Genomic DNA, 26169 nt, shown 5'->3' with positions numbered 1-26169 from the left:
AGGACAGGGCGCCCAGCCGCCCCCCGGCGGCGGGCGCCCAGCGCCTCCCCCTCCTCAGCCGTGGTACGTGATGTAGCCGTTGCCGTCGCGGTCGTTGCGGCTCTTGGTGTACTGGTGCACGTCCGCCCGGCTTCCGCTCGACTTGACCAGGTAGACCGTGTCCTTGTCGTTGTTCCAGAGGAAGTTGCAGTTGTCGCGGTAGACGACGTTGTTCGCGTCGGAGTCGCGGCCGTTGCCACCGCGCAGCTTCACCCCGTCGCCGGGCTGGAGGTAGTGGTTGGCCGGGAACGTGAACCGGTTGCCGGCGGCGTCCTTGACGACCCAGCCTTTCAGGTTCACGGTCCGGCTGGACGAGTAGTTCTTGATCGCCAGGTATTCCTTGTGGGTGTTCCCGCCGGAGCATCTGTTGGAGTCCCGGCCGGGCGCGTCGTACTGGATGCCGCGGACCTTCAGCGGTGAGCTGTACTCGGCGGCCTGCGCCGGGGTGGCGGCGAGCATCGCCAGGGCGCCGCCGGCGGCGGCGATGGCGGTGACGGCAACGTGGTTGCGCATGTGAGTGACCCCCCATGTCTCGATTCGGCAGGAGGTTATGCGCGTAGCGCCGAAAGCGGGCGTGCCGAGAGGGTCTCCGGAACGGGCTGTTCGGCACTTGCGCCGCAGCGCGCCGCGGGCCGCACCCACGGGCCCCGTGCCGTACCGCCCCGGGCTACCCGGCCCCGAGTGCCTCCGCGTCGGGGGCGAAGACCGTCATCCAGTGCGGGCTGAGCCGGTAGAAGACGACTTCGTCGTCCCAGCGGAAGGCGTTCTCGCCGTAGAAGTCCTTGAAGTACGCGAGCATTTCCGGCCACTCGGGGTCGGGCTCGCCGCTCTCGGGGTTGAGGGTGACGGCGTTGCCGTGGGTGAACACGCCGAGTTCCTCGCCGCGCATGTGCGCCACGCTCGCGGCGGGGCGGGCGGCGAGGTGGCGGGCCTTGGCGGCGGTGCGGGCGGTGCCGAAGTACCAGGTGCCGTGGAGGAAGTGGCCGTCGGCGCCGCTGATGCGGGGTTCGCCCTTGGCGGTCACGGTGGACAGGGCGAGGGTGCACATGCCGGTGAGGACGCGCGTGAGCTGCTCGGCGTTGAGAGTGCGGTCGGTGTCGATGATGGAGCGGAGGTGGCCGGTGGAGCGGGCCAGGGAGGTGTCGAGGAGTTCCTGGAGCCGCCGCAGTTCTTCGGGGGTTTCGCGCATCCGGTCACGGTAACCGGGCGGGTCGGGGGCGGGCGGGGTACGGCGCGGGGGTGGCTCGTATCCGTCCCGGACGGCGGGTGGCGGCGGGTGGGAGCAGGCGGTGCGGCGGGGTCTTCGGGCCGCCGGCGGCCGTGGCGCGGGTCTCTTCGCCGGCTCGTCACATCGGCGTGTTCTCGCCGGTCAGTTAGGTGACGGCCGACGGGGAGAGGACCGGAGCGCATATGAGTGAACACGACTGGCTGGCCGAGCGTTTCGAGACGGACCGGCCCCGGCTGCGCGCGGTTGCGTACCGGATGCTGGGTTCGGTCACGGAGGCCGACGACGCGGTCCAGGAGGCGTGGATCCGGCTGAGCCGCTCGGACACCAGCGAGGTGGAGAACCTCAGTGGCTGGGTGACGACGATCGTGGCCCGGGTGTCGCTGAACATGCTCCAGTCCCGCAAGTCCCGTCCCGAGGTGCTGGTGGACACGTCGGACGCGGGTGAGCCGCAGGACGAGTTGTCGGCGGACGATCCCGAGGAGGAGGCGGTGATCGCCGACTCGGTGGGGTTGGCGCTGCTGGTCGTCCTGGACACGTTGACGCCGGCGGAGCGGCTGGCGTTCGTGCTGCACGACATGTTCGCCGTGCCGTTCGAGGAGATCGCGACGATCGTCGACCGCTCGCCGGCGGCGGCGCGGCAGTTGGCCAGCCGGGCGCGGCGGCGGGTGCAGCGGTCCACGCCGAGTGCGCGGCGGGGGGAGAGTTTCGGTGTGTACGACGACACCGGGGGCTCGTTCGCGACGGGCAAGTCGGATCTGGCGACGGCGTTTCTCGCGGCGTCGCGGGAGGGTAATTTCGAGGCGCTGCTGGCGATGCTGGCGCCGGACATCGTGCTGCGTACGGACTCGGCGGCGGTGCGCATGAGTCTGGAGGCGGGGATGCGCGGGATGCATCCGATCACGGATGTGGCGGAGATCCACGGCGCGGACGCGGTGACGCGGGTGTTCGCGGGGCGGACGTGGAACCCGGCTCCGGCGCTGATCGACGGCGAGTCGGGGCTGGTGTGGGTGCAGGACGGCCAGCCGCATGTGGCGTTCTGCTTCGTGACGGAGAAGGGCCGGATCACGGCGATCGACATCAAGGCCGATCTGGGCGGTCTGGGCATCGCGTTCTAGTACGGGCCCGCGGGGGTAGCAGGTTTCTGCACCGGCGGGGGCGGCCGTCTGTCGGTCGGCGCAGCCGCGACCTAGGGTGTGGTCGTGGACGAATCTACCGATCTCACCGGGCAGTTGCTGGATTTATCACTCGGCTATCTGAAGTCCGCCGCGCTGCATGCCGCGGCGCACTGGCGTATCGCGGATCTGCTGGCGGACGGTCCGCGCAGCGCGGACGACCTGGCGGCGGAGGCGGGGCTGAACGGCCCGCATCTGGCGCGGCTGCTGCGCTATCTCGCGGGGCAGGGTGTCTTCCGGCAGGAGGAGGACGGGCGTTTTGCGCTGACGCCGCTGGCGGAGTTGCTGCGGGAGGATGCGCCGGGGTCGATGCGCGCGTACGTGGACGTGCGTGGCGAGGACATCTTCTGGCGGGCGGCGGCGGGGATGCACGAGGCGGTCCGTACGGGCGGCAACCCGTTCGAGGACATCTTCGGGATGCCCTTCTACCGGTATCTTTCCGCCAACCGTGAGCTGGGTGTGCAGTTCGACGCGAGTATGGCGTCGTTCTCGGAGGCGCTGAGCGACGAGGTCGCGGAGTCCTACGACTTCGGTGGGGCGTCGACGGTGGTGGATGTCGGCGGTGGCCGCGGCGGGCAGTTGCGGGCGATCCTGCGGCGTCACGCGCATCTTGAGGGCACGCTGCTGGATCTGGAGCCGGTGGTGGCGGGGCACGTGCTGGATGTGCCGGAGCTGGCCGGGCGGTGGCGTGCGGAGGGCGGCGACTTCTTTTCGGCGGTGCCGGAGGGCGGGGACGTCTATCTGCTGAAGCATGTGCTGGCGAGCTGGCCGGACGAGAAGTGTGTGCAGCTTCTGGAGGTGTGCCGGCGTGCGATGCCGGACGACGGCCGGCTGCTGGTCGTCAACGCGCTGGTGCCGGAGGGCAACGAGCCGCATCCGGGCAAGACGATGGACATGCTGATGCTGACGGTGCTGAACGGCAAGGGCAGGACGCGGGCGGAGTACGAGGAGTTGCTGCGCAAGGCGGGGCTGGTTCCTGGCCGGGTGCTGGATGTGTCGCCGCATGCCTCGATCGTGGAGGCGACGAAGGGCTGACGGGCGGCGTGGGCGGCGGTCGCCGGCAGTCGGCGCTGACAGCCGGTTCGGCCGCACGTACCGACGGGCGGCGTGGGCGGCGGGCGGCCCGGGTTCTTTGGGGCGCCGGCCGCCCGCGCCGTTCGCCGTCGTACGGTCACGGCTCCGGCGGGTGCCGTGCGGGTTACGGCTGGAGGCGGCCGGAGGTCCAGCCGTCGCCGTCGCGGTCGTAGCGCAGCCGCAGGTGGAGCCGGTCGGGGCGGTGGGCCCAGAACTCGACGTCCTGGGGCTGGAGCCGGTAGCCGTAGAAGCGCTCGGGGCGGTCCAGTGGCTTGCCGTCCGCGCCGAGGCGTTCGGCTTCGGCGCGCAGCGCCGCCGGGTCGGCGAGGGGTTCGCTCTGCCGGGAGGCGACGGACATGGCGTGCAGGGGGATGGGGCGGCCCTGCCAGAGGGATTCCGATTCGGCGACGGGGACCGGTTCGACGGTGCCGGAGAGCTTGATCTGCTGGCCGGTCTCGCGCCAGTAGAGGAGTCCGGCGGCCCAGTTGTTCTCTTCGAGTTCGCGGCCCTTGCGGCTGGAGGCGTGGCTGGTGAAGAGCACGCCGCGCTCGTCGATGGCGCTGACCAGGACGATGCGCGCGGAGGGCCGGCCGCGTTTGTCGGCGGTGGCCAGGGCGAGCGCCTTGGGTTCGCGGACTTCGAGTTCGACGGCGCGTTCGAGCCAGCGCTGCATGAGGCCGACGGGGTCGGCGGGCGGGTTGTCGTACTCGGGGAAGTCCGGGTCGTTCTCGACGGTGAGGCTTTCGAACTTGCTGCTGTGCATCGCGTGCCTTTCTCACGGTGGCGGCCGGCGGGGCGCCTGGGGGCCTAGAGGAAGAGGGTGCCGCGTCCGACGGTGACGCCGTGGCCGCCGACGTGGACGGCGTGGATCCGGTCGCCGTCGCCTTCGGCGGTGGCGAGCATCAGGGAGGGTCTGCCCATCTCGACGCCTTGGAGTATCTCCATCTGTTCGCCGTATTCGGCGAGGCCGTGGCGGGCGAGGTGGATGGCGAGGGGGCCGGCGGCGGAGCCGGTCGCCGCGTCTTCGACGACGCCGTACGCGGGTGAGAACATCCGGGCTCGCCACTGCCGGCCCTGGCCGGCGAAGCAGTTGGCGGCCATGTCGGGGAAGGCGGACAGTGCGCGGTGGTCGGGGCGCAGCGCGGAGAGTGCGGGGACGCTGTCGAGGCCGACGAAGACGTGGCGGGGGCCGTTGCGGTAGATCTCGACGGGGGCGATGGAGGAGTCGGCGCCGAGGGCGTCGAGGAGGGCGTCGGCTTCGGCGTAGGGCTCCCAGACGGGGTTCGGCTGGCGCATGCTGATCTTGACGGCGCCTTCGTCGTCGGTGAGGCGGACGGGGATGACGCCCATCGCGGTTTCCAGTTGCAGTTCGTCCTGTTTGCGGGTCTCGCCGAGGGCGACGGCGGTGCCGATGAGGGGGTGGCCGGCGAAGGGGAGTTCGTTGACGGGGGTGAAGATGCGGATGCGGGCGTCGCCGCCTTCGCCGGGGGGCAGGACGAAGGTGGTTTCGGAGAGGTTCATCTCGCGGGCGATGCGCTGCATCAGGTCGGGTGTGAGTTCTTCGGCGTCGAGGAACACGGCGACGGGGTTGCCGTTCAGCGGCCTGCGGGTGAAGGCGTCCACCAGCATGTAGTCGAGTTCTGGCATGTACGGCACTCCTGACGGGCGGATACGAGTGGTGCGGTCGCCTCGGCGAGGCGCATGTGGGGGGGGGCGGGGGCCGGCCGGGTGTGTCCGGTCGGCCCGGTGGTCACCGGCCGATCACCCCGAGGAGGGCGTCGCCGATGAGCCGGGGGCCGTCGACGGTGAGGACGGATTCGGCGTGGAACTGGAAGGAGGCGAAGTGGGGGCCGCGCAGTGCGTCGATCTGGCCGGTGGCCTGGTCGCGGCTGGTGCGGACGCGGCCGACGTGGGGCACGTCGAGTTCGTCGGTGGGGCTGACGGCGGCGAAGGTGTTGTAGTAGCCGACGTGTTCGCGGCGGCCGAAGAGGTCGATGGCGCGCTGGACGCCCTGGTTGGGCCGGCTGCGGCGGACGAGGTGGAGGCCGAGGCGGAGGCTGAGCACCTGGTGGCTGAGGCAGACGGCGAGGAACGGGGTGCGGTCGCGGAGCAGGCCGGCGACGGCGGTGTCGAGTGCGGCGATCTTCGGGTCGGTGGTGGCGCGGGGGTCGCCGGGGCCGGGGCCCATGACGACGAGGTCGAAGCCGTCGACGGCGTAGGGCTCGTCGAAGCGGCGTACTTCGGCGGTGGGGCCGAGGGCTTCGAGTTGCTGGACCATCATGGCGGTGAAGGTGTCCTCGGCGTCGACGACGAGGACCTTCATGCCTTCCAGCGCGGGTACGGTCAGCGGGCGGGCGCCGGTGGCGGCGAGCCAGAAGTCGGCGATGCCGGTGTTGCGGCCGCTGAGCGCGTCGCGGATGGCGGGGTGGTCGGCGAAGCGCGGTGCGGCGGCGTCGGTTGACGGGGCGGCGGCGTCGGCGGGCGCGGCTGCCGTGGGTGCGGCGCCGGCGGGTGCGATGTCCGCGTGCGCTGCCGGTGCGGGCGCTGGCTGCGCGGGCCCGGTGTCCGCGGCGGGGTCCGCGCCGAGGGCGTCGAGGAGGGCCGCGGCTTTGGCGCGGGTCTCGGCGGACTCGCCTTCCGGGGAGGAGTGGCGTACGAGGGTGGCGCCTACGGAGAGGGAGAGCCGGCCGTCGTCGGCGATGTCGGCGGTGCGGATGAGGATGGCGGAGTCGAGGGTGCGGCTGCCGGTGGGCTCGTCGCTGACGAGCGCGGCGATGCCGCTGTAGTAGCCGCGGCCGTGCGGCTCGTGGCGGGCGATGACGCGGGCGGCGCTCTCCACGGGGCTGCCGGTGACGGTGGGCGCGAAGAGCGTCTCGCGGAGCACGTCGCGTACGTCGCGTTCGGTGCGGCCCTCGATGAAGTACTCGGTGTGGGCGAGGCGCGCCATCTCCTTGAGCGCGGGGCCGGTGACCCGGCCGCCGGCGGGGCAGATGCGGGACATCATCTTCAGTTCCTCGTCGAGCACCATGTACAGCTCGTCGGTTTCCTTGCGGTCGCGCAGGAACGCGGTGAGGCCGTCGAGGGTGGGGCCGCCCGCGGGGTAGCGGTAGGTGCCGCTGATGGGGTTCATGACGGCGCGGCCCTCGTGCACGGAGATGTGCCGTTCGGGGGTGGCGCCGACGAAGGTGCGGCCGTCGGCGTGGATGGCGAACGTCCAGTAGGCGCTGGGTTCCAGGGAGATCAGCCGCCGGAAGACGGTCAGCGCGGCGCGGGCGGCGTCGCCGCCGACGTCGGCGAGGAGGGTGCGTTTGATGACGAAGTTGGCGCCTTCGCCGGTGCCGATCTCGCCGGTGACGACGCGTCGTACGACGTCGGCGTAGTCGGCGTCGGAGAGGTCGAAGCGGTGGCCGGTGAGCGCGGCGGGGGTGTCGGGCAGCCGGGCGAGGGTGTCGGCCAGCGGCACGGCGGCCTGCTCGGTGATGTTCATGGCGATGAGCGGTGCGCCGTCGTCGGGGGCGGCGAAGCCGCGTTCGCCGAGCTGCCGGTAGGGCACGACGAGCAGGGTGCGGTGGGCGGTGGCGGCCGGCGGGGCGGCGGGGGTGGGCAGCGGGAGGCCGGCGAGGGTGCGGGGGTGGGTGGTGTCGCCGATGAGGACGTCGACGGTGCCGGGGGTGCCGCTCTCGGGGCGGTGGAGCAGCGCGTACGAGGGCGGGAGGGGGCCGGTGAGCAGCCGGTCGAGCAGCGCGGTGCCGGCGCCGGTGTTGGTGCCGGTGTCGGCGCCGGCGTCTGCGGGGGCGGCCGGGCGGGGGTCGGGGGCGGTGCTCATGCGAAGATCTCCGCGCTCGGGAGGACCATCCCGCAGCGCTGGGCCACGTATTCGAGGGTCATGCGGTGCTGGTCGGCGGTGAAGTCGGCGATGGCGTCGGCGGCGAGGAACACCTGGATGTCGTGGGTGAACGCCTCGATGGCGGTGGCGAGTACCCCGACGTGGGCGTAGACGCCGCACAGCACGAGCTGGTCGCGGCCTTCGGCGCGCAGCCTGTCGAGCAGGCCGGACTTGAAGAAGGCGCTGTAGCGCCACTTGGTGAGGAGCCAGTCGCCGTCGGCGGGGGCGAGTTCGGGGACGACTTCGCGGTCCTCGGGGGCGGTGCGCATGCCGGGGCCCCAGAAGTCGACGAGCAGGCCGCGCTCTTCGGGGGTCATGCCGCCGGGCTGTGCTGAGTAGGCGACGGGTACGCCGAGTGCGGCGGCGCGTTTGCGCAGCAGTGCGGCGTTGTGGACGAGCTGGGAGCGGACCGTGTCGGGCACCGGGCGCAGGAAGAACCGCTGCATGTCGTGCACGATCAGCGCCGCGCGGGCGGGGTCGGGCGTCCACGCCGCCTGGTTGGCCGGCAGGGTCTCTGCCGTCGGCAGCTCGTACGGGTCGATGACGGGTATGCCGACCACGGTTCGGCTCCTTTCGGGTGCGGGGGGGGTACGCGGCCGGCTGGTGTCCGGCCGCGCCGCCGGGGCCGGGCCGGGGCCCGGTGTCCGGTGTCGCTGTCAGCGGGTCTGGGCCCACGCCGCGACGAGCCGGTGGGCCTGGCCCGGGTTGAGCCGGGGGTCGCAGAAGGTGGTGCGGGGGCCGGCGGAGCCGATGGTGGCCATGTCGGTGGCGCACTCGGTGACCGGGTCGGGGGTGGTTTCGAGGTGCAGTCCGCCGTTGGTGCCGCCGGTGGCGTCCAGGACGTGGCAGAAGTCGTGGATCTCGGCGAGCATGGCGCCCATCAGCCTGGTCTTCTGCCCGTCGGGGCCGGTGATGGTGTTGCCGTGCATGGGGTCGCAGATCCACACGGCGGGGTGTCCGGCGGCGTGGACGGCGCGTACCAGGGCGGGGAGCCGGCTGGTGACGAAGCCGGCGCCCATGCGGGCGATGAGCACGAGCCGGCCGGGCTGGCGGGCCGGGTCGAGGCGGCCGGCGAGTTCGGTGACGTCGTCGGCGGTGGTGCCGGAGCCGATCTTGCACGCGACGGGGTTGACGATGCCGGCGAGGAGGTCGACGTGGGCGCCGTCGGGGCGGCGGGTGCGCTCGCCGACCCACGGCAGGTGGGCGGAGGCGAGGTACTGCTCGCCGGTGGCGGTGCGCCGCAGCATCGGTCTCTCGTAGTCGAGGAGCAGTGCTTCGTGGCTGATCCAGACCCGTTCGGCGTCGGGGCGGCCGGCGTTGACGGCGTCGAGTTCGCGGACGACGTTCTGGGCGGCGCCGAAGCAGGCGAGGATGCGCTGCGGGTCGGCGCGGCGGGCCCGGGGGTCGGGTTCGGGGCCGTTGACCATGTGCCCGCGGTAGACGGGCAGGGTGATGTCGCCGATCTGCTCGACGGGTTTGGAGCGGGGTTTGGCGAACTGGCCGGCGATACGGCCGATGCGCAGGACCGGGCGGCCGGTGAGCTGCGTGGCGGTGGCGGCGAGGCCGTCGATGAGTGCGCTCTTGCGCTGTACGTGGTAGGGCGTGGACTCCGCGGGGTCCTCGGCGCAGTCGCCGGCCTGGATGAGGTGGGCGCGTCCCTCGGCGACCTCGGCGAGCGCGCGGCGCAGCCGCGCCGCGCCGTCGTCGGTGACGAGCGGCGGCGCGGCTTCGAGGGCCTCGCGTACCCGTCGCACCTGGTCGGTGTCCTCCCACACGGGTTGCTGTAGAGCTGGTAGCGCGTGGAATTCCTGGACTGAGGTTGGCACGTTCTCCCCCTGCCGGGTGCGTGTCGAGTTCGAGGGTGGTGGGGCGGCAGCCGTCAGGTCGGGATGCCTTCGCGGCGTACCGAGGGGACCTCGATGCCCAGGGCGCGGAACTGCTGGCAGGGGTTCATGAACTCGCGCTGCTGCTTGATCTTTCCGTCCTCGAAGAGGAAGGAGTGCAGGAAGTGGTTGCGGTAGTGGCCGGGTTCGTAGCCGGGGAAGAGGATCTTGCCTTCGCCGTCGCACTCGACCCAGAAGCGGTTGGGGTCCTGGGTGTCGAATATTTCGATGTTGATCCAGGCCCAGTCGGGGAAGCACTTGAGCGACCAGACGGCGTGCTCGCCGAGCCGGTCGCGGCCGCTGATGACGATGGGCTCGCCGGTCTCGGTGGTCCACAGGCCGCCGGTGCCGTCCTCGGTGAACAGCAGGTGCCGCTCCAGCCGGTCCTGGCCGCGGCAGTGCATGTACTTGTCGACGATGGCGCGGTTGTGGTCACGTACCTCTTTGTCGCTGGACATAAGTGGTCTCGCTTCCCTTTACTCATGAGGCGGATGGGGGCATATGCCGTACGGACTCCGTCGTCCTGAATACGGCTGGCGGCCGCCGGGGGCGCGGGCGCCGTCGGCGCTCCGGACACCCGGTCGGTCAATGGAATTCCATTGTCAGTGCACAGAACTGTCCCGCGCGGCTCAGCGGGACTGGGTGGAATTCCCGGCCGGCACTGGCGCGGCGCGGGCAAAACGCCGTGTATGCCGGTTACATGGGATGCGGAAGTGCCGCGCCGGAGGTGCGGCCACGGTGGAAGATCGGGCTGAAACGCGCACCACCGAGTCGAGCCTCCCTTGTCCCTTGTACGGATCCGGACCTGCTCCTGCACCATATCCGTCCGCAGGGTCCTTTCAACACGAGGCGGCGGCCTGGCACGGACGGCTGGCAATGAATTGCCATTCTGTTTCCGGCCGTCTGTGCAATACGTCGCGCCGGTGTCTTGGCGATGAATGTGCGCCGTCATGAAGCGGGGTCCGAAATCTGCCGGCGGGTCACCGGGGCGGAACCGTCGGGCATTTGCCGACACGCGCCGCGGGCGGGTGCGGCGGGGCCGGGGCGGGTGGGGCGGGCGGGGCGGGCGCGGTGTGCGGGACGGCCCTCGGGAGGGGGGCGGTCTTGCGCATCGCTGCCGCGTGCCCAAGACTCCCCTACGACGTGTCAGGGGCACGGCAAAAAGCCGAGCCGCTGACGGTGTCTCACGGGCTCGTCACCTCGAGTCCTGGTTCCCCCAAACCAGAGGAGACATCTGTGAAGATCAAGCGCACCACCCCCACCGGGGCTTTCCGCGGCAGATTGCGGCTGATCACCGCGACCGCTGGCCTCGCCGCCGTGGCAGCGCTCGCGCTGCCCGCGGGTGCGAACGCACAGGAAGCCTCGTTCAGCGCGGCGGAGCTCCGGGCCGTCGACCTCGCGGTCGGCGAAGCGGACGTCGCGGGTACCGCCTGGTACATCGACCGCGAGAGCGACACCGTCGTGGTCACCGTCGACAGCACGGTCTCCAAGGCCGAGGTGGCCCGGATCACCGAGGCGGCCGGCGCCGACGCCGGAGCGGTCGACGTGCAGCGCACCGTAGGGAAGTTCACCAAGTACATCGCCGGCGGCGAAGCCATCACCACCGGCGGCGCCCGCTGCTCCCTCGGCTTCAACGTCGAGAGCGCGGACGGCACCAAGTACGCGCTGACCGCCGGTCACTGCACCAACATCGGCAGCTCGTGGAACATCGGCACCACGACGGGCAGCAGCTTCCCGACGAACGACTACGGCATCATCCAGCACTCCAACCCCGCCGCGGCGGACGGACGTGTCTACCTGTACAACGGGCAGTACCAGGACATCACCAACGCGGCCGACCCCTCGCAGGGCCAGTCCGTGCAGCGCAGCGGCAGCACCACCGGTCTGCACGGCGGTTCCGTCACGGGCCTGAACGCCACCGTCAACTACGGCGGCGGCGACGTCGTGTACGGCATGATCCAGACGAACGTCTGCGCCGAGCCCGGCGACAGCGGCGGCCCGCTCTTCACCGGCAGCACGGCGGTCGGTCTCACCTCCGGCGGCAGCGGCAACTGCTCCTCCGGCGGCACGACCTTCTACCAGCCGGTCGTGGAGGCCCTGAACGCCTACAGCGTCAACGTCTTCTAGATTCGGCGCAGTTCACGCGACACCCAGCCCCTCGCCCCGGCCGGCCTTCCGCCGGCCGGGGTACGCGTGCCCGGCCGGGGCGGGGCGGGCTGCCGGCGGGTGCGATGGCCGTGCCGCGGGCCGTCCGGAGCCTCGGGGCCGCCGGCGCGCCGCCCCCGCCGCTACGCGGTGCCCTGCGCGGCGGCGGCCTCCCGGATCGCACGGGCCGCGGCGGTCGGGACGTAGCCCTCGGGGACGCCCTCGATCAGGATGATGTCGCCCTCGATGTGGCGCGAGCGCAGCGGCGCCAGCTCCCGGTAGGCCGGGGAGTCCCACCAGGCCCGGGCCTGCTCCGTCCCGGGGAAGCCGATCATCACGATGCCGCCGGACCAGTCGCCCTCCAGCACCTCGTGCTGCGCGGCGTGCACGAGGTAGCTGCCGCCGTACGGCTCGAAGGTGCCCGGCAGCCGCTCGATGTAGTCGGCGATGTCCGGGTGCGGGGCGGCGTCCTGGAGCCTGGCGATGACGTAGGCGGGCATGGGGGTCCTTCCGTTCGGTGACGCGGTCCGTACCCTGCCGATCCTGGCAGGACGGCGGACCGGGGTCGATTACCCCGCGGGTAGGCGACCCCGGCGCGGGGGCACGGACCGGGGGCCCGTCAGGAGGGGATCCAGCCCCGCTCGATGTGGGGTGTGTCGATGCTCAGCGCGCGCATGTGCTCGATCGGGTTGGTGTACTCGCGGCTGGAGACGATGCGGCCGTCGCTGAGCGTGAACCCGTGGATGAAGTGGTTGCGGTAGCGGCCCTGCGGATAGCCGGGGAAGCGGATGGTGCCCTCGCCCTCGCACTCGACCCAGATCACCGACGGGTCCTGCGTCTGGTAGATGGTCACGTCGCTCCACTGCCAGTCCGGCAGCACCTGCATGGACAGCTCGCCGTGCCGCTTGAGCTTCTCGCGCCCCCTGACCACGATGGGCCGGCCGACGTCGGTGTAGAAGAGAGCCGCCGAGCCGTCCTCGGTGTAGAGGGTGTAGCGGCGCAGCCGGGCCTCGGCGCCGGTCAGCATGTACTGCTCGACGGCGATGCGGTTGCGGGCCCGTAGGTCGTGGTGGTCGGTGAACACCGGAGCGGCGGTGTCGGGTGGGAGGGACACGGACGAGGTCATGGCGTCTCCTGGCGCATGCGGACGGATGGGATCGGTGGTGCCTGTCGTGGGGAGAGCGCGTACGCCGCCGTGGGGGACGGTCGCGGCCGTGCGCGCGGTGCCGGTGCGGGCGTCGGTGTCGGAAGTGCGGGCGGGGCCCGCCGGCTGCTGCCGGCGGGCCCCTTCACGTCCCGGCACCGCGGCGCTCCCGTCGCCGGGGGCGCCGCCGCGCACCGAGTTCTCGTGCCGCCGCCCTAGGCCCGCGCCGGCGGGCTGTAGGAGGGGCGGGAGTTGAGCTGTGCGACCTCGCCTTCTGCCATCTGCCGGTAGAGGCCGACCATCTGCGTGACGGTCTCGCGGTCCCAGGTGTCGGGACCCGCGGAGTGCGCCACGGCCCGGCCGACGGTGACGACGGCGGTGGTCTCCGGGACGCGCACGGCCTCGTACCCGGCGAGGCCCGCCGGCACGTCGTCGCCGGCGCGGGCGAGTTCGTAGGCGAGGACGCGCGCGTCGAGGACGGCCTGCGACGCCCCGTTGGCCCCGGCCGGGTACATGGGGTGGGCGGCGTCGCCGAGGAGCGTGACGCGGCCGGTGCCCCAGGCGGGCAGGGGGTCGCGGTCGACCATGGGGTACTCCAGGATGTCGCCGGAGCGCTCCAGCAGCGCCCGTACGTCGAGCCAGCCCAGCGACCAGTCCTCGTAGTGCACGAGGACGTCCTTCAGCCGGCCCTCGCGGTGGTCGTCGACGAGCAGGCCGTCGCTCTCCTCGGGCAGCGGGCCGGGCTCGCCGAGGCGCACCAGGCAGACCCAGTTCACGCGGTCCTTGCCGATCGGGTACGCGACGAGCGACGCCGCGCCGTCGCTCACCACGACCATGGAGCGGCCGGTGAGGAACTCCGGGACGCCTTCGGTGACCCCGCGCCACATCCGCTGGCCCGACCAGGCCAGCGGCTGCTCGCCGGGGTGCAGCCGGGCGCGTACGGTCGAGTGCAGGCCGTCCGCGCCGACGAGCGCGGTGGCCTCGATGGTCTCGGACGCGCCGCTCTCGCGGTCCGTGACGCGGACCTCGACGGCGTCGTCGCGCTGGGTGAAGTCCTCCAGGCGGATGCCGGTGCGGACGGCGCCGGGGCCGAGCAGCCTGCGGACGCGCTCCAGGAGCGCCAGGTGCAGTTCGCCGCGGTGCAGGGAGTACTGCGGCCAGCGGGAGCCGGCGGCCTCGCCGCGCGGCTGGGCGAAGATCTGGTTGCCGGACTTGTCGCAGAAGACGTTCTCGGCGGTGGGCACGCCGATGGCGGCGAGTTCGTCGCCGAGGCCCAGGTCGGTGAGTTCGCGGACGCCGTGGGTGAGGATGTTCATCCCGACGCCGATGGGCTCGATGCGGCGGGCGTGTTCGAGGACGAGGGCGTCGATGCCGACCTCGTGCAGGCTGAGCGCGGCGGTGAGCCCGCCGATGCCGCCGCCGGCGATGACGACGGGGGCGGTCATCGGGCGCCTCCCCCGGTGGCGGCGGTCGGCGTGCGCGGGTCGTGGACGGGGGCTGGTGCGTGGTGGCGGAGGTCGACGGACAGCGTGGCCGGATCCTTGGATTGGTGGCTTACTCGGGTCTCGGTCATGCTCGGCTCCTTGTCCTGACTGGTGCTCAGCGGGTTCAGCCCGCGGGGCGAACCCGGTCGGAAACCTGAGTTGTCTTCTGGTAGTGCGAGGCGAGCTTGAAGAACTCCTCGTCCCGCGCCACCGCGCCGGCGTAGACATGGATGGGCTCGCCGCCGTGCACGGTCGGCATGTCGCGGGCGAACTCCGCGATGGCGGGCTCGATTCGGGACGGCAGCAGCATCGGGTCGGAGGAGCGGGTGGAGAAACAGACCCGCTCGATGCGGGTGGTGTCCCAGCCGAACGTGGGATACATGGCGAACGAGGTGCCGATGAACTCCAGCATCCGCTCGCTCGGCGCCGGCAGCCCCATGGCGCGCAGCGCGGCGGTGACGGCGTCCGGCCGCGTGTATTCGGGGGAAAGCCCGCTGATGTATACGTTCCACGTGCGGCTGGCGAAGTCGACGGCGACGGCCGACACCTTGCCGTCGAGCCCGGCTTCGGCGAACGACTCGGCGTGCGCGGCCAGCGCCGGCGGAATGGACGGGAGATCCACGAGCGTCTTCATGCTCGCCGGCTCGGCGAGGGGGAAGAACGCGTACGCCTTCTTGAAACCGCCGACGACGCCGTAGTCCACGCCGTAGGTGTCGACGGTATAGCGCTCGGTGATCTCGGGGAGCAGTCGGGTGACGGGGTGGTCGACCTTGTCGAGGAGGCCGCCGGTCACGGCGAGTTCGTACGGGTCGCCGGCCGCGGTGGGTACGGCGAAATCGAAGGCCAGCTCGCCCAGGTGCCGTTTTCCTGTGCCCATGCCGAAGACGATGTGGGCGTCCTCGAACCACCGGCCGAAGGTGTCCATGGCCGGCCAGACCTTCGCCCGGGAGCAGGGCGCGCCCACGAGGGCGGCGGTTTCCTCGACGGCCGAATAGATGGTTTCCAGCTTGGTGGTCTCGGGCATTCTTCCCTCCAAGGGGGTAAACCTCGGCGATCACCGGGACAGGAATTCCTGTCGCCCGTCGCCCTATTCGTTTCCGACCGGCCGGCCGCGACCGCGGGGGCCGCGGTGAGTCCGTATCGGACGGCCGGAAGCGGGCGTTCGCCGCGGCGCACTCCGCTATCGGCTCTGCGATACGTCCGAATCGTGCCAGCCGCCGCTTGTCTTCGGCTTCACGTGGACTTGGCGGGCGCTTGCGAGCCCCGGCGCCACCAGCGGGAAAGCGCGCGGCATTCACTTTCCGTTCGCGCCGGTGACCGGTGGTGAAATTCTCGGAGTTGGCTCAATCACGGCGGTGCCCGCGGGCGCGGCGGGCACGCGTGACGGCCGCCGCCGGGTCTCCCCGGCGGCGGCCGTCTCCGCCCGCGCCGTGCGGCGTGGTCCGTCTCACACCTTGCGGAGCACCGCCCCGTAGGCGTCGCACGCGTTCTGCGACTCGCCGGACGGGCGCCACTGGCTGACCGGGACGAGGCCCGGCTCCACCGGCGTCCAGCCGTCGAGGATCCGCTCCAGGCCGGCGCGGTCCCGGTCGATCAGCGGGTCGCTGGCCCGGCGGAACATCTCGATGACGTCCGGCACCCGCGGGTCGATGTCGGACGAGATGTGGTTGACGGCCAGGTAGCTGCCCGGCACCACGGTCTCGTGCACCCGGTTGACGATCGCGGCCGGGTCCTCCTCGTCGGTGAGGAAGTGCAGGATGCCCGAGAGCAGGACGCCGATGGGCATCGTGAAGTCCAGGGTCGACCTGACGACTTCGTTGAAGAGGACGGTGTCGGGGTCGCGCACGTCGCCTTCGAGGGCCACGGTGTACTCGCCGTCGGCCTGGAGCGCCGCCATGTGGGCCACGGCGACGGGGTTCTTGTCGACGTACACCACCCGGGTGTCGGGGGCGATGCGGTGCGCGACCTCGTGGACGTTGTCGTAGATGTCGGTGGGCATGCCGCCGCCGATGTCGAGGATCTGCCGGATGCCGGCCTCGCCGACCCAGTACTCGACGGTGCGGTCGACGAAGAGCCGCTGCTCCCGCGTGAGCACCTTGAGGTCGGGCATGATCTGCTCGGCCTCCTGGAGCAGGTCGCGGTCGGCGTGCACGTTGTCACGGCCGCCCAGCGCGTAGTCCCAGAAGCGCGAGGGGTGGGGTTTGCGCGCGTCCGGCAGCGGCATTCTCCCCTCGCGGCCCGCCGACGTCCCGTCCACAGTCATCTCTGCCTCCGTGCCCGCCACCTGTGGTCTCACTCGCCGCCGAGCGTGATCGACGTGTCGATGAACTCGTTGGTCACCAGGTCCTCGGGCGTCAGCCCGTCCTTGATCGGCTTCTTCTGCGCCTCGAAGACCGGCCCGGCGAGGTCGATCAGCTCCTGCACCCGCCCGGTGTCGAACTCGCCCACCGGCTTGCCCGGGTCGGCGACGAGGTCGAGCGCCTGCATCTGCTCGACCGAGTACTTCCCCACGCCCTTGGAGAACGGCTGGTCGGCCTTGAAAGCGTCGCGCAGCTCGATGACCTTGTCGATCACCGGGTCCGGGTTCTCCATCAGGTCGACCGCGCCCTGCTGGACGACCGGCACCAGCTTCTTCAGGCACGGCGCCAGCTCGCCCTTGTCCGCGGGGCGGATCACCGGCGAGGGGCCCGGGTTGGGGTAGTACTCGTACGCTAGCTGGGAGGCGACCGGCTTGCCCCAGTCGGGCAGCTCCTCCTCGTAGATGTACGGGTCCTCGGTGGCGTACCCGGAGGTGGCGATGTCGCCGCCGGCGGCGACGAAGCGCGCCGGGGAGCCGTCGCCGGAGCTGTCGACCTGGTCCTTCTTCAGGATGCCCTTGCTGGTCAGGTAGTCCATGTAGGGGGTGGGGACGTAGACGACGGTGGTGTCGGTCCTGCCGATGTCCTCGATCGTCTCGACGTCCGGGTGCTTCTTCGGGTCCCACATGATGACCTGCGGGTTCTTCGCGAGCAGCGACATCACCGCGAGCGTCGGCTGCTTGTCGGAGTTCTGGATCGCCTCGTCGAAGCCCTGGGGGATGCCGAGGTGGATGCTGTCGTCCGTGTACATCTGCGAGGACGTCGGGTTGAACCCGATCGCCGGCCCGCCGGAGCGCAGCTCCAGCTTCACGCCGGTGTCCTTGCCGCCGGAGGCCACGAGCGGTGCGGTGACCTTCTTGGCGCCCGCGTCCACGTCCATGTCGTCGCCGAGGAGCTGGTACATGGCGCCGGCGGAGGTGATGTCCGGCCACCACGCCGTCTGGACCACGATCGTCTCCGGGCACTCCTTGCTCAGGTCCGTGGCGCCGCCGGCCTCGGCGGCCGGGGACGCGCTGTTCTTGCCGTCGCCGTCGCCGTCGTCGTCGCTGTCGCCGCAGGCGGCCAGCACGGACAGCATCGCTACGGCGGCGGCGAGGGGGACCGCCTTTCTACGCACGTGGTGCAGAGACATATGAGATCCAGTGACGATCGGGCGGCCGGAGGGGCCGGTCGGGCTGACGGGGGTGCCGGACGGACTGATGCCTGATCATAGACATGCCTTCCGCGCGTACGTTCGGCGCGTTCCCCGGTCGAGTTCCTTTTGCAACATGGGCGTTGAGGCGCAGGAGCGCCTGGTTCCGTACGGCCGTCAGTACGGGCCGGGGTGCGGGCCGGGGGTGCGGCGGGGGCGGTCAGCCCCACCAGTCGCCGACGCCGTCCCACGCGGCCTCCAGCTCACGGGCGTGCACCGGCCCCAGCTCGGCCCGTACGGCGGCGTGCGCATGGAGCATCTTCTGCTTGCCGCCCTTCTCGTGCAGCTCGGCGCCGATCTCCCGGGTCCGCCCGTCCTTGCCGCCGTGTACGGACAGGAAGCCCCGGCCGCGGCCGATGGCGCGCAGCTCGGCCACCAGCTCCAGGGTGCGGTCGTCCTCGCCGCGGGCCTCGCGCCGGCGCTTGTGCGCCTCCGCCACCCAGGGCGGGGTGTCGACTCCGCCGCCCGGCCCGGGCCCGACTCCAGCCGGCGCCGGACGGCGTCGGGGTAGGTGCGGGCCCGCGACGCCTCCGCGCGGCGGTCGCGCCGGCCGACGGCGAGGCCGCCGAGGATCGCGGCGACGATGATCCCCACGAGGACCACCACGACGAGCAGCGACGTCGGCATGCCGTCCCCTTCCGGTCCGCTCCCGCCGGCGGGCACCTTTCCTGCGGTGCCTCCACCCCGGCGGGAGCCGACCCTACCGGCGTCCGCCGGGCGGCGTCAGCCGGGCGCCACGGCGCGGCGGGCGTAGGCGCGGACGTCGGCGTCCGGGTCCTCGGCGACGGCGGCGAGCGCGGCGGGTACGGAGTCGTCGGTGCCGCGGTGTTCCAGCAGCGCCAGGACGGCGGCGCGGCGGACGTCGGCGTGCGGGTCGGCCAGTGCGCGGGTCAGGGCCGGTACGGCGCGCGCGGGGGCGGCGGCGCCGAGGGCGGTCGCCGCGCCCTTGCGGACCTCCCAGGCCGCGTCGCCGAGCGCGTCCTCGGCGGCCTCGTCGTACGGGGGCGGGCAGCCCGCGGCGGCCAGCGCCGTCAGCGCCCCGGCCCGTACCAGCAGGTCGTCGTCGCGCAGCAGCGGCGCGAGGGCCGCCGCGTCGGCCGCCGTGCCGAGGGCGTGCGCGGCGGCGACGCGCACCTCGCGGGCCGGGTCGGCGGCGGCGCGGGCCAGCGCGCCGGCGGCACCGGCCGTCGCCAGGGCCCGTACCGCCTGGAGCCGCACGGCCGGCTCCGGGTCGGCCAGGGCGGGCGCGAACTCCGCCTCCCCGCCGAGGCGCAGCGCCCGCAGCACCTCCAGCGCGGCGGCCCGCGCCCCGGCGTCGGGCAGCCCGAGCGCGGGCAGCAGGGCGGTGCGCAGCGCCGCGTCCGCGGGCAGCACCTCCACCAGTTCGCGCAGCGCGGCGGCGGCTCCGGCGCGTACGGCCGCGTCGTCGTCGGCGAGCGCTTCGGCGAGGGCGGGGCCGGCGCCGGGCGGCGCGGCCTCGGTCAGCACGCCGACGGCGGCGCGGCGCACGGCGGCGTCCGGGTCGGCGAGGTAGGGCCGCAGCTCGTCGAGCGCGAACTGCTCCTCGGCGAGGGCCAGTACGTCGAGGATGCGCGGGTTGCCGGCGGGCGCGTGGCCCGCGGCCGGTTCGGTGTGCGCCGCCGGTGCGGGCGCCGGCGCGTCCTCGCCGCCCGCCCGGGCGACGGCCTCGCCGCGCACCTCGCCGAGGTGCCGCTCGGGGCCGCCGCGCGGCTCGTACCCGGCGACCGGCACCACGTACGGCTGCACCGGGCGGGCGGTGAACTCCATGGCGCCGGATGGCGACTTGCGCAGGTCGAGGTGGTGCAGCCAGCGCTCGTCGTCGCGCTCGGGGTGGTCGGTGCGGCGGTGGTACAGGCCCCAGCGGGACTCGGTGCGGGCCAGGGAGGCGCGCGCGGCCATCTCGGCGCAGTCGCGGATGAACGTGACCTCGGCGCAGCGCATCAGCTCGTGCGGCGTCTGCGCGCCCATCGCGGCGATCTCCGCGCGCATCCGCTCGAAGCTCTCCAGCGCCAGCGACAGCCGCGCGGCGCTCTTGGGCGGTGCGACGTAGTCGTTGACGAAGCGCCGCAGCTTGTACTCCACCTGCTGCTGCGGCGGGCCGCCGGCGTTGCGCAGCGGCCGGTAGACCAGTTCGTGGGCCTCGGCGAGCTGGTCGGCGGGCAGGTCGCCGGTGTACGGGCGGGCGCCGGCGGCGTCCGCGCCGGCGAGGTCGCCGAAGACGAACGCGCCGATCATGTAGTTGTGCGGCACGCAGGCCAGGTCGCCGGCGGCGTAGAGGCCGGGGACGGTGGTGCGGGCGTGCTCGTCGACGCGGACGCCGGAGGCGGAGTGGCCGCCGCACAGCCCGATCTCGGAGATGTGCATCTCCACGTCGTGGGTGCGGTAGTCGTGGCCGCGGCCGGCGTGGAAGGTGCCGCGGGTGGGCCGCTCGGTGGTGTGCAGGATCGACTCCAGCGCGCTCAGCGTCTCCTCCGGCAGATGGCTGACCTTCAGGTACACCGGCCCGCGGTCGGAGGCGACCTCGGCGGCGAACTCGGCCATCATCTGGCCCGACCAGTAGTCGGAGTCGACGAACCGCTCGCCGAGCCGGTTGACCTGGTAGCCGCCGAAGGGGTTGGCGACGTAGGCGCAGGCGGGGCCGTTGTAGTCCTTGATGAGCGGGTTGATCTGGAAACACTCGATGCCGGTGAGCGCGGCGCCCGCGTGGTACGCCATGGCGTGCCCGTCGCCGGCGTTGGTGGGGTTCTCGTACGTGCCGTAGAGGTACCCGCTGGCGGGCAGCCCGAGCCGGCCGGCGGCGCCGGTGGCGAGGATCACCGCGCCGGCGCGGACGACGACGAACCGGCCGGTGCGGGTGTCGAACCCGGCCGCGCCCACCGCCCGGCCGCCGGCGGTGAGGACCCGTACGGGCATCACCCTGTTCTCGATGCGGATCCGCTCGCGCATCTCGCGCCGCCGCAGCCGCCGGTAGAGGACTTTCTTGACGTCCTTGCCCTCGGGCATGGGCAGCACGTACGAGCCGGAGCGGTGCACCTGGCGCACCGCGTAGCGGCCCTGCTCGTCCTTCTCGAACTTCACGCCGTACGACTCCAGCCGGCGCACCATGTCGTAGCCGCGGGTGGCGGTCTGGCGGACGGGCGCCTGGTCGACGACGCCGTCGTTGGCGCGGGTGATCTCGGCGACGTAGTCGTCGGGCTCGGCGCGGCCGGGGATGACGGCGTTGTTGACGCCGTCCATGCCCATGGCCAGGGCGCCGGAGTGGCGGACGTGGGCCTTCTCCAGCAGCAGCACGTCGGCGCCGTGTTCGGCGGCGGTCAGCGCGGCCATGGTGCCGGCGGTGCCGCCGCCGACGACGAGGACGCCGCAGGTGAGTTCGTCGGCGTCCGCGAGGTCGGGGACGGCGAGTGCGGGGGCGGGGGCGGTCACGGGGCCTCCAGGTCGTCGGCCGTGGCCGGTCCGGCGGACTCCGCGGACGCGGCGGTGCCGGCGGTGCGGGGGGTGCCGGCGGGGTCGGCGGCGAGCAGGCGGCGGCGCAGGGCGACGGTCGCCGGGTCCTCGCGGGCGGCGCGTTCGCGCGGCCGGGGCACGTCGTGCACGGTCAGCCCCTCGGGGCCGCCGAGCCGCGCCACGCGGTCGCCGAGGAAGAGGGCCTCGTCCACGTCGTGGGTGACGAAGACGACGGTGGCCCGCGTGCTGCCCAGCACCTCGACGAGCAGGTTCTGCATGCCCGCCCGGGTCTGCGCGTCGAGCGCGCCGAACGGCTCGTCCATCAGCACCGCCCGCGGCCGGCCCGCCAGCGCCCGGGCCAGTTGCGCGCGCTGGCGCTGTCCGCCGGAGACGCGGTGCGGCAGGGAGCCGCCGCGGTCGCCGAGGCCGACCCGCTCCAGCCACAGCCGGGCGGCGGCCTGCCGCGCGGCGCGCGGCTCCTTCCGTACGGCCAGGGGCAGTTCGACGTTGCGGCGCAGGGAGCGCCAGGGCAGCAGGGCGTCGTCCTGGAAGACCAGCGCGCGGTCCGCGCCCGGCCGGGTGACCGGCGCACCGTCCTGGAGCACCTCGCCGGCCAGCGGCGGCAGCAGCCCGGCCAGGGTGCGCAGCAGCGTGGACTTGCCGCAGCCGGAGGGGCCGACGACGGCGAGGAGTTCGCCGGGTGCGGCGGCCAGCGTCAGGTCGTGCAGCGCGGGCGCGCCGGGCCGCCCGAGGGTGGCGCCGCGCACCTCCAGCCGTACGCCCAGGGCCGGTTGCGCCTCCCCGGCGGCCTCCCCGGCTCCCCCGGTCGCCCCGGTCGCCTTCCCGGCCTCGTTTCCGGCCGCCGCCGCGGGCGCGCCGGGGGGTGCGGCGCGTTTCGCCGGCGCCGCGGCGGTGTCCTGCACGGTCTCGCTCACGCCCGTACCCCCTTGGTCGGGTGGCCGTACCCGTCGTGTTCCGTACGCGGCAGCCAGCCGGTCAGCCGGCGGCCCAGCACCTCGATGGCCGCCGAGGTGGCCCAGCCGAGCACCCCGATGGTGACCATGCCGACGAGCACGCCGGGGTAGTCGAGGAGCGTGTAGTCCTGCCAGGTGCGGTAGCCGACGCCGAACTCGCCGGAGATCATCTCGGCGGCGATGACGCAGATCCACGCCACCCCGATGCCGACCGACAGACCGCTGAAGACGCCCGGCAGCGCCCCGGGCAGCACCACCGACCACAGCACCCGCCACCGGCCGCCGCCCATCGTCAGCACCGCCTCCTCCCACACCGGGGCCAGCGCCCGCACGGCGTGCCGGGTGGCGACGGTGACGGGGAAGAACGCGGCGGCGAAGGTGATGGCGACGATGCCCTGCTCGTTGGTGGGGAAGAGCAGGATGGCGACCGGCACCAGCGCGATCGCCGGGATGGGCCGGATCACCTCCAGCACCGGGCGGATCACGTCGGACGCCACGCGGGAGCGGGCGAGCGCCACGCCGACGGCGATGCCGAGCACGGCGGCGAGCGCGAAGCCGGTGAGGATACGGGTCAGGCTGTCGGCCAGGTCCCGCCAGTAGTCGCCGCCGGCGAGCCGGTCGCGGAACCGGTCGGCGACGTCGAGGACCGTGGGGAACTGCGCGAAGCGCAGCCACAGGTTGACGTCGAGCGCGGTGAGCAACTGCCACAGGCCGAGGGCCGCGGCGAGCGAGGAGGCCCGCAGCAGCCGCGAGGCCCAGATCCGTCTCATCGCCCGGCTCCCTTCCCCGCGGCGGCCAGCGCGGTCTCGTAGTCGGTGACCTCGGCGCCCGGGTGGTCCGCCGCCCAGTCGCGGGCGGACTCGGCGGTGACGAAGGGGTGCAGCTCCGTACCGTCGCGGACCCACGCGGCGCGGTCGGCGAACCAGCGGGTGCCGGTCGCGGCGTCGGGCACGAACACGGCCCGTACCCCGCCGTCGTGCTCCGCGGCGAACGCCAGCGCCTGCGCCGCGTCGGGGAAGGAGTGGGTGCGCTCCTCGCCGTCGAGCCACACCTCGCCGGTACGCACCACGCCCGCGGCCCGCTTGAGCTGCCGGTCGCAGCCGGCGCCGTACGCCTTGCGGATGTGGGAGTCGTCGACGAAGCCGTCCACGTCGACCTCGCCGATCAGCTCCGCGTCCTGCATCAGCTTCACGTCGTCGCGGAACGCCTCGACCAGCGCCGGCTTGAGGGTGGGGTCGAAGGTGGCGGTGCCGTCGGGGCCGTTGTAGAGGTGGACGACCTCGGGCGGCAGTCCGGTGGCGTCGGCGACCTTCAGCGAGGAGTCGAGCGGCTTGTCGTCGAGGTAGCGGCCGGCGTCGGTCTGCGCCCGCAGGAACGCGCGCAGCACGGCTGGCTCGTCGTCGGCGAACGACTCGCGCACCACCACGCCGTGGAACGTCGGCAGGTCCAGCCGGCCGCCGTCGTAGAGCGCCCGCGCCCGGTCCTGGAAGGCGAGCAGCCCGGGCCAGGCGACGAACTGCGACAGCGCGTCGACGCTGCCGCCTTCGAGGGCGGAGGCACCCACGGCGGGCTGCTGGTTGAGCTTGCTGATGTCCTCGGCGGGGTCGAGACCGGCCCGCTCCAGTGCGCGGACGAGGGTGCCGTCGGCGGCGGACCCCTCGCTGGTGGAGACCTTCTTGCCCTTGAGGCCGGCGAGCGAGTCCAGGTCGGAGTCGGGCGGTACGACGACGGTGTTGAGGCCGCCGCGCAGGTTGTAGCCGGTGACGGAGACGAGTTCGGTCGGCGCGTCGAGCTGCGCGCCGCGGTAGGCGTTGATGAGCAGCGGGAAGTCGCCCATGGAGCCGATGTCGACCTTGCCGGCGGTCATCTGGGCGGTGATGGGCGCGCCGGTGGCGTAGTCCTGCCACTTCACCTCGTACGTGCGCCCGTCGCGCTTGCCGAGGGCCTTCAGTTCGCGTTCGAAGTAGCCGAGGGAGCGCAGCAGGGTGCCGGCGGTGACGGTGTTGATGGTCTTGGACTGGTAGCCGACGGTGACGGTGACGTGGTTGCCGTCGCTCGCGGAGCTGCTGCCGCAGCCGGCGATGGCGAGCGGGAGCAGCAGGGCGGCGGCGAGGGGCAGGGGTGTGCGTGGCATGACGGGCCTCTTAGCGCAGGAGGTAGGGCATGTTGACCGTGACCGCGCCGGTGGGACAGCGCGCGGCGCACGGGCCGCAGTACCAGCACTCGTCGACGTGCATGTACGCCTTGCTGCTGTCGGGGTCGATGGCGAGCGAGTCGAGGGGGCACATGTCGACGCACAGGGTGCAGCCGTCGATGCACTTGGACTCGTCGATGGTCACGGGCACGTCGGCCCGCTGGGGCACCAGCGCCATGCCGGGCTCCTTCGCGTTGGGCGTGGGTTCGGGACGTACGGGAGGGGGACGGGGGACGTACGGGATGCTCAGCGGCAGCGGTGCAGCAGCCCGCGCATGGTGATCCGGTCGCCGCGGAAGCGGACGAACTCCAGGTCGACGGGGCGGCCGTCGGACAGGTGGGTGAGCCGCTCCAGCATCAGCAGCGCGGCGCCGCGCGGCGCCTGGAGCACGGCGGCGGAGTGCGCGTCGGCGGTGACGGCCTCCAGGGTGATCTCCGCGGTGCCCAGCGGCTGTCCGGTCAGCTCCTCCAGCAGCCGGAAGATGTCGGTGTTCTCCAGGTCGGCGCCGAGGAGTTCGACGCCGATGTCCATGGGCAGGTACGTCAGGTCCAGGGAGAGCGGCAGCCCGCCGAGGCGGCGCAGCCGCTCCACGTACAGCACCTCGCCGCCCTCGGGCTCGCCGAGCCGCTCGGCGACGCAGGCGGGGGCGGCGACGGGGCCCGCGGTGCGGATCTCGTTGGTGACCCGGCCGTGTTCGTGCAGCGTCTCGGCAAGGCCCTGGAGCCGGTTGAGCCCGTGCGCGAACTTCTCCGCGACGACGACGGTGCCCAGCCCCGGCACGCGCTCCACGAGGCGTTCGGAGCGCAGCAGGTCGAGCGCCTGGCGCACGGTGTTGCGGGTGGCGTCGTAGTCGGCGCCCAGCGTCGACTCGTGCGGCAGCACGCCGTCGGGGTACGCGCCGCCGAGCACCTGGCCGCGCAGCAGGTCGGCCAACTGCCGTGCGCGGTCCGCCCGCAGCCGGCGGCGGCGCGCGGCGGCCGTGCCGTGACCGCCCGCACCGCCGCCGGCCGGGCTCGGCCGGCCGGCGGGGGGCTGTTCTGTCAGGCGTGCTGCGGAAGGCATGACGGCACGATAAGCGCGTGCCGCGCGGAAGTGTGTTGCCGCAGTGTTGCGCCATCCCGACGCGCCCGCGCTACGGCGCTGAGCTGGGACGACGCGAGGCCGGGGCGGACTTCCGCCAGCCCGCGGGCGGCGTGGGTGCCGCCCGGGGCGTCAGAACGTCACGTCGCTACAGAAGAAGTAGATCTGGTCGGCGTGCGACGCCTTCCAGATGGTGTAGACGATGTGGTGGCCGCTGCGGCCGGGTGCGCTGGCGTCCGCCGTGTAGTGGTTGGCGGGGCCGTACGGTCCGGCGGTGGCCACGCGCTCCAGGTCGCCCCAGTCGAGCGCGTCGTTCTGCGCGTCGTAGCCCTGCCGGGTCACGTAGACGTGGAGGTAGTCGGCGCCGTGGTACGCCTGGTCGAGGATGTCGACGGTGAAGCTGGTGCCGATGTCGGAGGTCTGCCACGCGCCGGGGGTGTCCATGGAGTCGTAGCGGCCGTCCTGGGTGCGGCCGGCGCTACAGAGCTGGTTGTCGGGGATGTGGGCCTGGAAGTCGCCGCCGGTGCCCTCGCGGTAGAGGCCGTTCCAGTTCCACATGCCGTTGGTGTCGTGCTGCCACGCCTGCCAGCACATCGGGTCCTGCTGCTGCATGTCCGGGTTCTGGAACTCGTCTCCCCAGCGCTGCCAGCAGCCGTAGTTGCGGGAGACGGGGTCGGCGGCGGAGCCGTGGGCCTGTGCGGGTCCTGCGGTCCAGGGCGTCAGCAGGAGCGCGGCCGCGGCCAGGACGGCCAGGAGGGCGCGGGCGGGCAGGCTTCGCGCGTCGGTGCGGTCGTTCCGTAGCGATGACACTGCGACTCCTCCTCCGGGAGGGGGGTGGGTGGGGCGGAC

25 protein-coding genes are annotated in these 26169 nt (G+C 72.9%); 3 read left to right on the top strand and 22 right to left on the bottom strand.

The features are described 5' to 3' along the window. Positions 1 to 54 precede the first annotated feature (54 nt). The gene (locus QBL21_RS13810) at positions 55 to 552 is read right to left on the bottom strand and encodes a lamin tail domain-containing protein (RefSeq protein ID WP_407562459.1); all 498 of its coding nucleotides are present in this window, start codon (positions 550 to 552) and stop codon (positions 55 to 57) included. Positions 553 to 706: 154 nt separating this feature from the next. Next, a complete protein-coding gene (locus QBL21_RS13805) occupies positions 707 to 1228 on the bottom strand; it encodes a pyridoxamine 5'-phosphate oxidase family protein (protein ID WP_407562458.1) in 522 nt (173 codons plus the stop codon). Positions 1229 to 1449: 221 nt separating this feature from the next. On the opposite strand from QBL21_RS13805, the gene QBL21_RS13800 reads away from it, so the two are divergent. Together QBL21_RS13800 and QBL21_RS13795 are read left to right on the top strand one after the other, a co-directional pair. After that, entirely contained in the window at positions 1450 to 2382 is a 933-nt protein-coding gene (locus QBL21_RS13800) for a sigma-70 family RNA polymerase sigma factor (RefSeq protein ID WP_407562457.1), read from the top strand. An 84-nt stretch (positions 2383 to 2466) separates the two neighbouring features. Further along, complete coding sequence (locus tag QBL21_RS13795; protein WP_407562456.1) at positions 2467 to 3474, top strand: methyltransferase; 1008 nt, start codon at positions 2467 to 2469, stop codon at positions 3472 to 3474. Between the two features lie 163 nt (positions 3475 to 3637). On the opposite strand, the gene phzG is transcribed toward QBL21_RS13795, so the two are convergent. The 6 genes from phzG to QBL21_RS13765 form a co-directional block, all read right to left on the bottom strand. Next, positions 3638 to 4276, bottom strand: coding sequence for a phenazine biosynthesis FMN-dependent oxidase PhzG (gene phzG / locus QBL21_RS13790; protein WP_407562455.1), 639 nt, complete (start codon positions 4274 to 4276; stop codon positions 3638 to 3640). A gap of 44 nt (positions 4277 to 4320) precedes the next feature. Next, on the bottom strand, positions 4321 to 5160 hold the full coding sequence (locus tag QBL21_RS13785) for a PhzF family phenazine biosynthesis protein (protein WP_407562454.1): 840 nt from the start codon (positions 5158 to 5160) through the stop codon (positions 4321 to 4323). Positions 5161 to 5263: 103 nt separating this feature from the next. Next, positions 5264 to 7339 (bottom strand): anthranilate synthase family protein, encoded by a 2076-nt coding sequence (locus QBL21_RS13780; protein ID WP_407562453.1) that lies wholly within the window; start codon positions 7337 to 7339, stop codon positions 5264 to 5266. Continuing rightward, complete coding sequence (locus tag QBL21_RS13775; RefSeq protein WP_407562452.1) at positions 7336 to 7959, bottom strand: isochorismatase family protein; 624 nt, start codon at positions 7957 to 7959, stop codon at positions 7336 to 7338. The genes QBL21_RS13780 and QBL21_RS13775 overlap by 4 nt, the downstream gene beginning before the upstream one ends. Before the next feature lie 96 nt (positions 7960 to 8055). Then, positions 8056 to 9225, bottom strand: a complete 1170-nt coding sequence (locus QBL21_RS13770) for a 3-deoxy-7-phosphoheptulonate synthase (protein ID WP_407562451.1) — start codon at positions 9223 to 9225, stop codon at positions 8056 to 8058. A 53-nt stretch (positions 9226 to 9278) separates the two neighbouring features. After that, complete coding sequence (locus QBL21_RS13765; protein ID WP_407562450.1) at positions 9279 to 9740, bottom strand: PhzA/PhzB family protein; 462 nt, start codon at positions 9738 to 9740, stop codon at positions 9279 to 9281. A gap of 778 nt (positions 9741 to 10518) precedes the next feature. Between QBL21_RS13765 and QBL21_RS13760 the strand changes: the two genes are divergently transcribed. After that, on the top strand, positions 10519 to 11409 hold the full coding sequence (locus QBL21_RS13760; protein ID WP_407562449.1) for a S1 family peptidase: 891 nt from the start codon (positions 10519 to 10521) through the stop codon (positions 11407 to 11409). 161 nt (positions 11410 to 11570) lie between these two features. Here QBL21_RS13760 and QBL21_RS13755 read toward each other — a convergent pair whose 3' ends face one another. The 14 genes from QBL21_RS13755 to QBL21_RS13690 all read right to left on the bottom strand — a co-directional run bounded on the left by QBL21_RS13755 (position 11571) and on the right by QBL21_RS13690 (position 26130). Further along, positions 11571 to 11927 (bottom strand): DUF1330 domain-containing protein, encoded by a 357-nt coding sequence (locus QBL21_RS13755; RefSeq protein ID WP_407562448.1) that lies wholly within the window; start codon positions 11925 to 11927, stop codon positions 11571 to 11573. 119 nt (positions 11928 to 12046) lie between these two features. Then, positions 12047 to 12553: a PhzA/PhzB family protein gene (locus tag QBL21_RS13750; protein WP_407562447.1), complete on the bottom strand. Its 507-nt coding sequence runs from the start codon at positions 12551 to 12553 to the stop codon at positions 12047 to 12049. 233 nt (positions 12554 to 12786) lie between these two features. Next, the gene (locus QBL21_RS13745; protein ID WP_407562446.1) at positions 12787 to 14016 is read right to left on the bottom strand and encodes an FAD-dependent monooxygenase; all 1230 of its coding nucleotides are present in this window, start codon (positions 14014 to 14016) and stop codon (positions 12787 to 12789) included. A 163-nt stretch (positions 14017 to 14179) separates the two neighbouring features. After that, a complete protein-coding gene (locus QBL21_RS13740; RefSeq protein WP_407562445.1) occupies positions 14180 to 15079 on the bottom strand; it encodes an aromatic prenyltransferase in 900 nt (299 codons plus the stop codon). Positions 15080 to 15502: 423 nt separating this feature from the next. Beyond that, entirely contained in the window at positions 15503 to 16318 is an 816-nt protein-coding gene (locus QBL21_RS13735; protein ID WP_407562444.1) for an SAM-dependent methyltransferase, read from the bottom strand. A gap of 29 nt (positions 16319 to 16347) precedes the next feature. Beyond that, the gene (locus tag QBL21_RS13730) at positions 16348 to 17529 is read right to left on the bottom strand and encodes a hypothetical protein (protein ID WP_407562443.1); all 1182 of its coding nucleotides are present in this window, start codon (positions 17527 to 17529) and stop codon (positions 16348 to 16350) included. Between the two features lie 235 nt (positions 17530 to 17764). Next, a complete protein-coding gene (locus tag QBL21_RS13725; RefSeq protein WP_407562442.1) occupies positions 17765 to 18043 on the bottom strand; it encodes a hypothetical protein in 279 nt (92 codons plus the stop codon). Positions 18044 to 18327: 284 nt separating this feature from the next. Continuing rightward, a complete protein-coding gene (locus tag QBL21_RS13720) occupies positions 18328 to 21051 on the bottom strand; it encodes a fumarate reductase/succinate dehydrogenase flavoprotein subunit (RefSeq protein WP_407562441.1) in 2724 nt (907 codons plus the stop codon). Beyond that, positions 21048 to 21857 carry an ABC transporter ATP-binding protein gene (locus tag QBL21_RS13715; RefSeq protein WP_407566417.1) on the bottom strand — a complete coding sequence of 270 codons (810 nt, stop codon included), beginning with the start codon at positions 21855 to 21857 and terminating at the stop codon, positions 21048 to 21050. The genes QBL21_RS13720 and QBL21_RS13715 overlap by 4 nt, the downstream gene beginning before the upstream one ends. Positions 21858 to 22003: 146 nt before the next feature. Next, a complete protein-coding gene (locus QBL21_RS13710; RefSeq protein ID WP_407562440.1) occupies positions 22004 to 22816 on the bottom strand; it encodes an ABC transporter permease in 813 nt (270 codons plus the stop codon). Next, positions 22813 to 24180, bottom strand: coding sequence for an ABC transporter substrate-binding protein (locus QBL21_RS13705; protein WP_407562439.1), 1368 nt, complete (start codon positions 24178 to 24180; stop codon positions 22813 to 22815). Before QBL21_RS13705 ends, QBL21_RS13710 begins: the two co-directional genes overlap by 4 nt. 10 nt (positions 24181 to 24190) lie before the next feature. Beyond that, complete coding sequence (locus tag QBL21_RS13700) at positions 24191 to 24418, bottom strand: ferredoxin family protein (protein WP_018837164.1); 228 nt, start codon at positions 24416 to 24418, stop codon at positions 24191 to 24193. Positions 24419 to 24486: 68 nt separating this feature from the next. Further along, positions 24487 to 25302 (bottom strand): GntR family transcriptional regulator, encoded by an 816-nt coding sequence (locus QBL21_RS13695; RefSeq protein WP_407562438.1) that lies wholly within the window; start codon positions 25300 to 25302, stop codon positions 24487 to 24489. A 150-nt stretch (positions 25303 to 25452) separates the two neighbouring features. Then, complete coding sequence (locus QBL21_RS13690; protein ID WP_407562437.1) at positions 25453 to 26130, bottom strand: lytic polysaccharide monooxygenase; 678 nt, start codon at positions 26128 to 26130, stop codon at positions 25453 to 25455. Positions 26131 to 26169 lie beyond the last annotated feature (39 nt).

The sequence above is a fragment of the Streptomyces sp. 184 genome, assembly GCF_045781775.1.
Lineage (GTDB): Bacteria > Actinomycetota > Actinomycetes > Streptomycetales > Streptomycetaceae > Streptomyces.
Note: the sequence above shows the minus strand (reverse complement) of the source record. Positions and strands in the feature narration are given on the sequence as shown.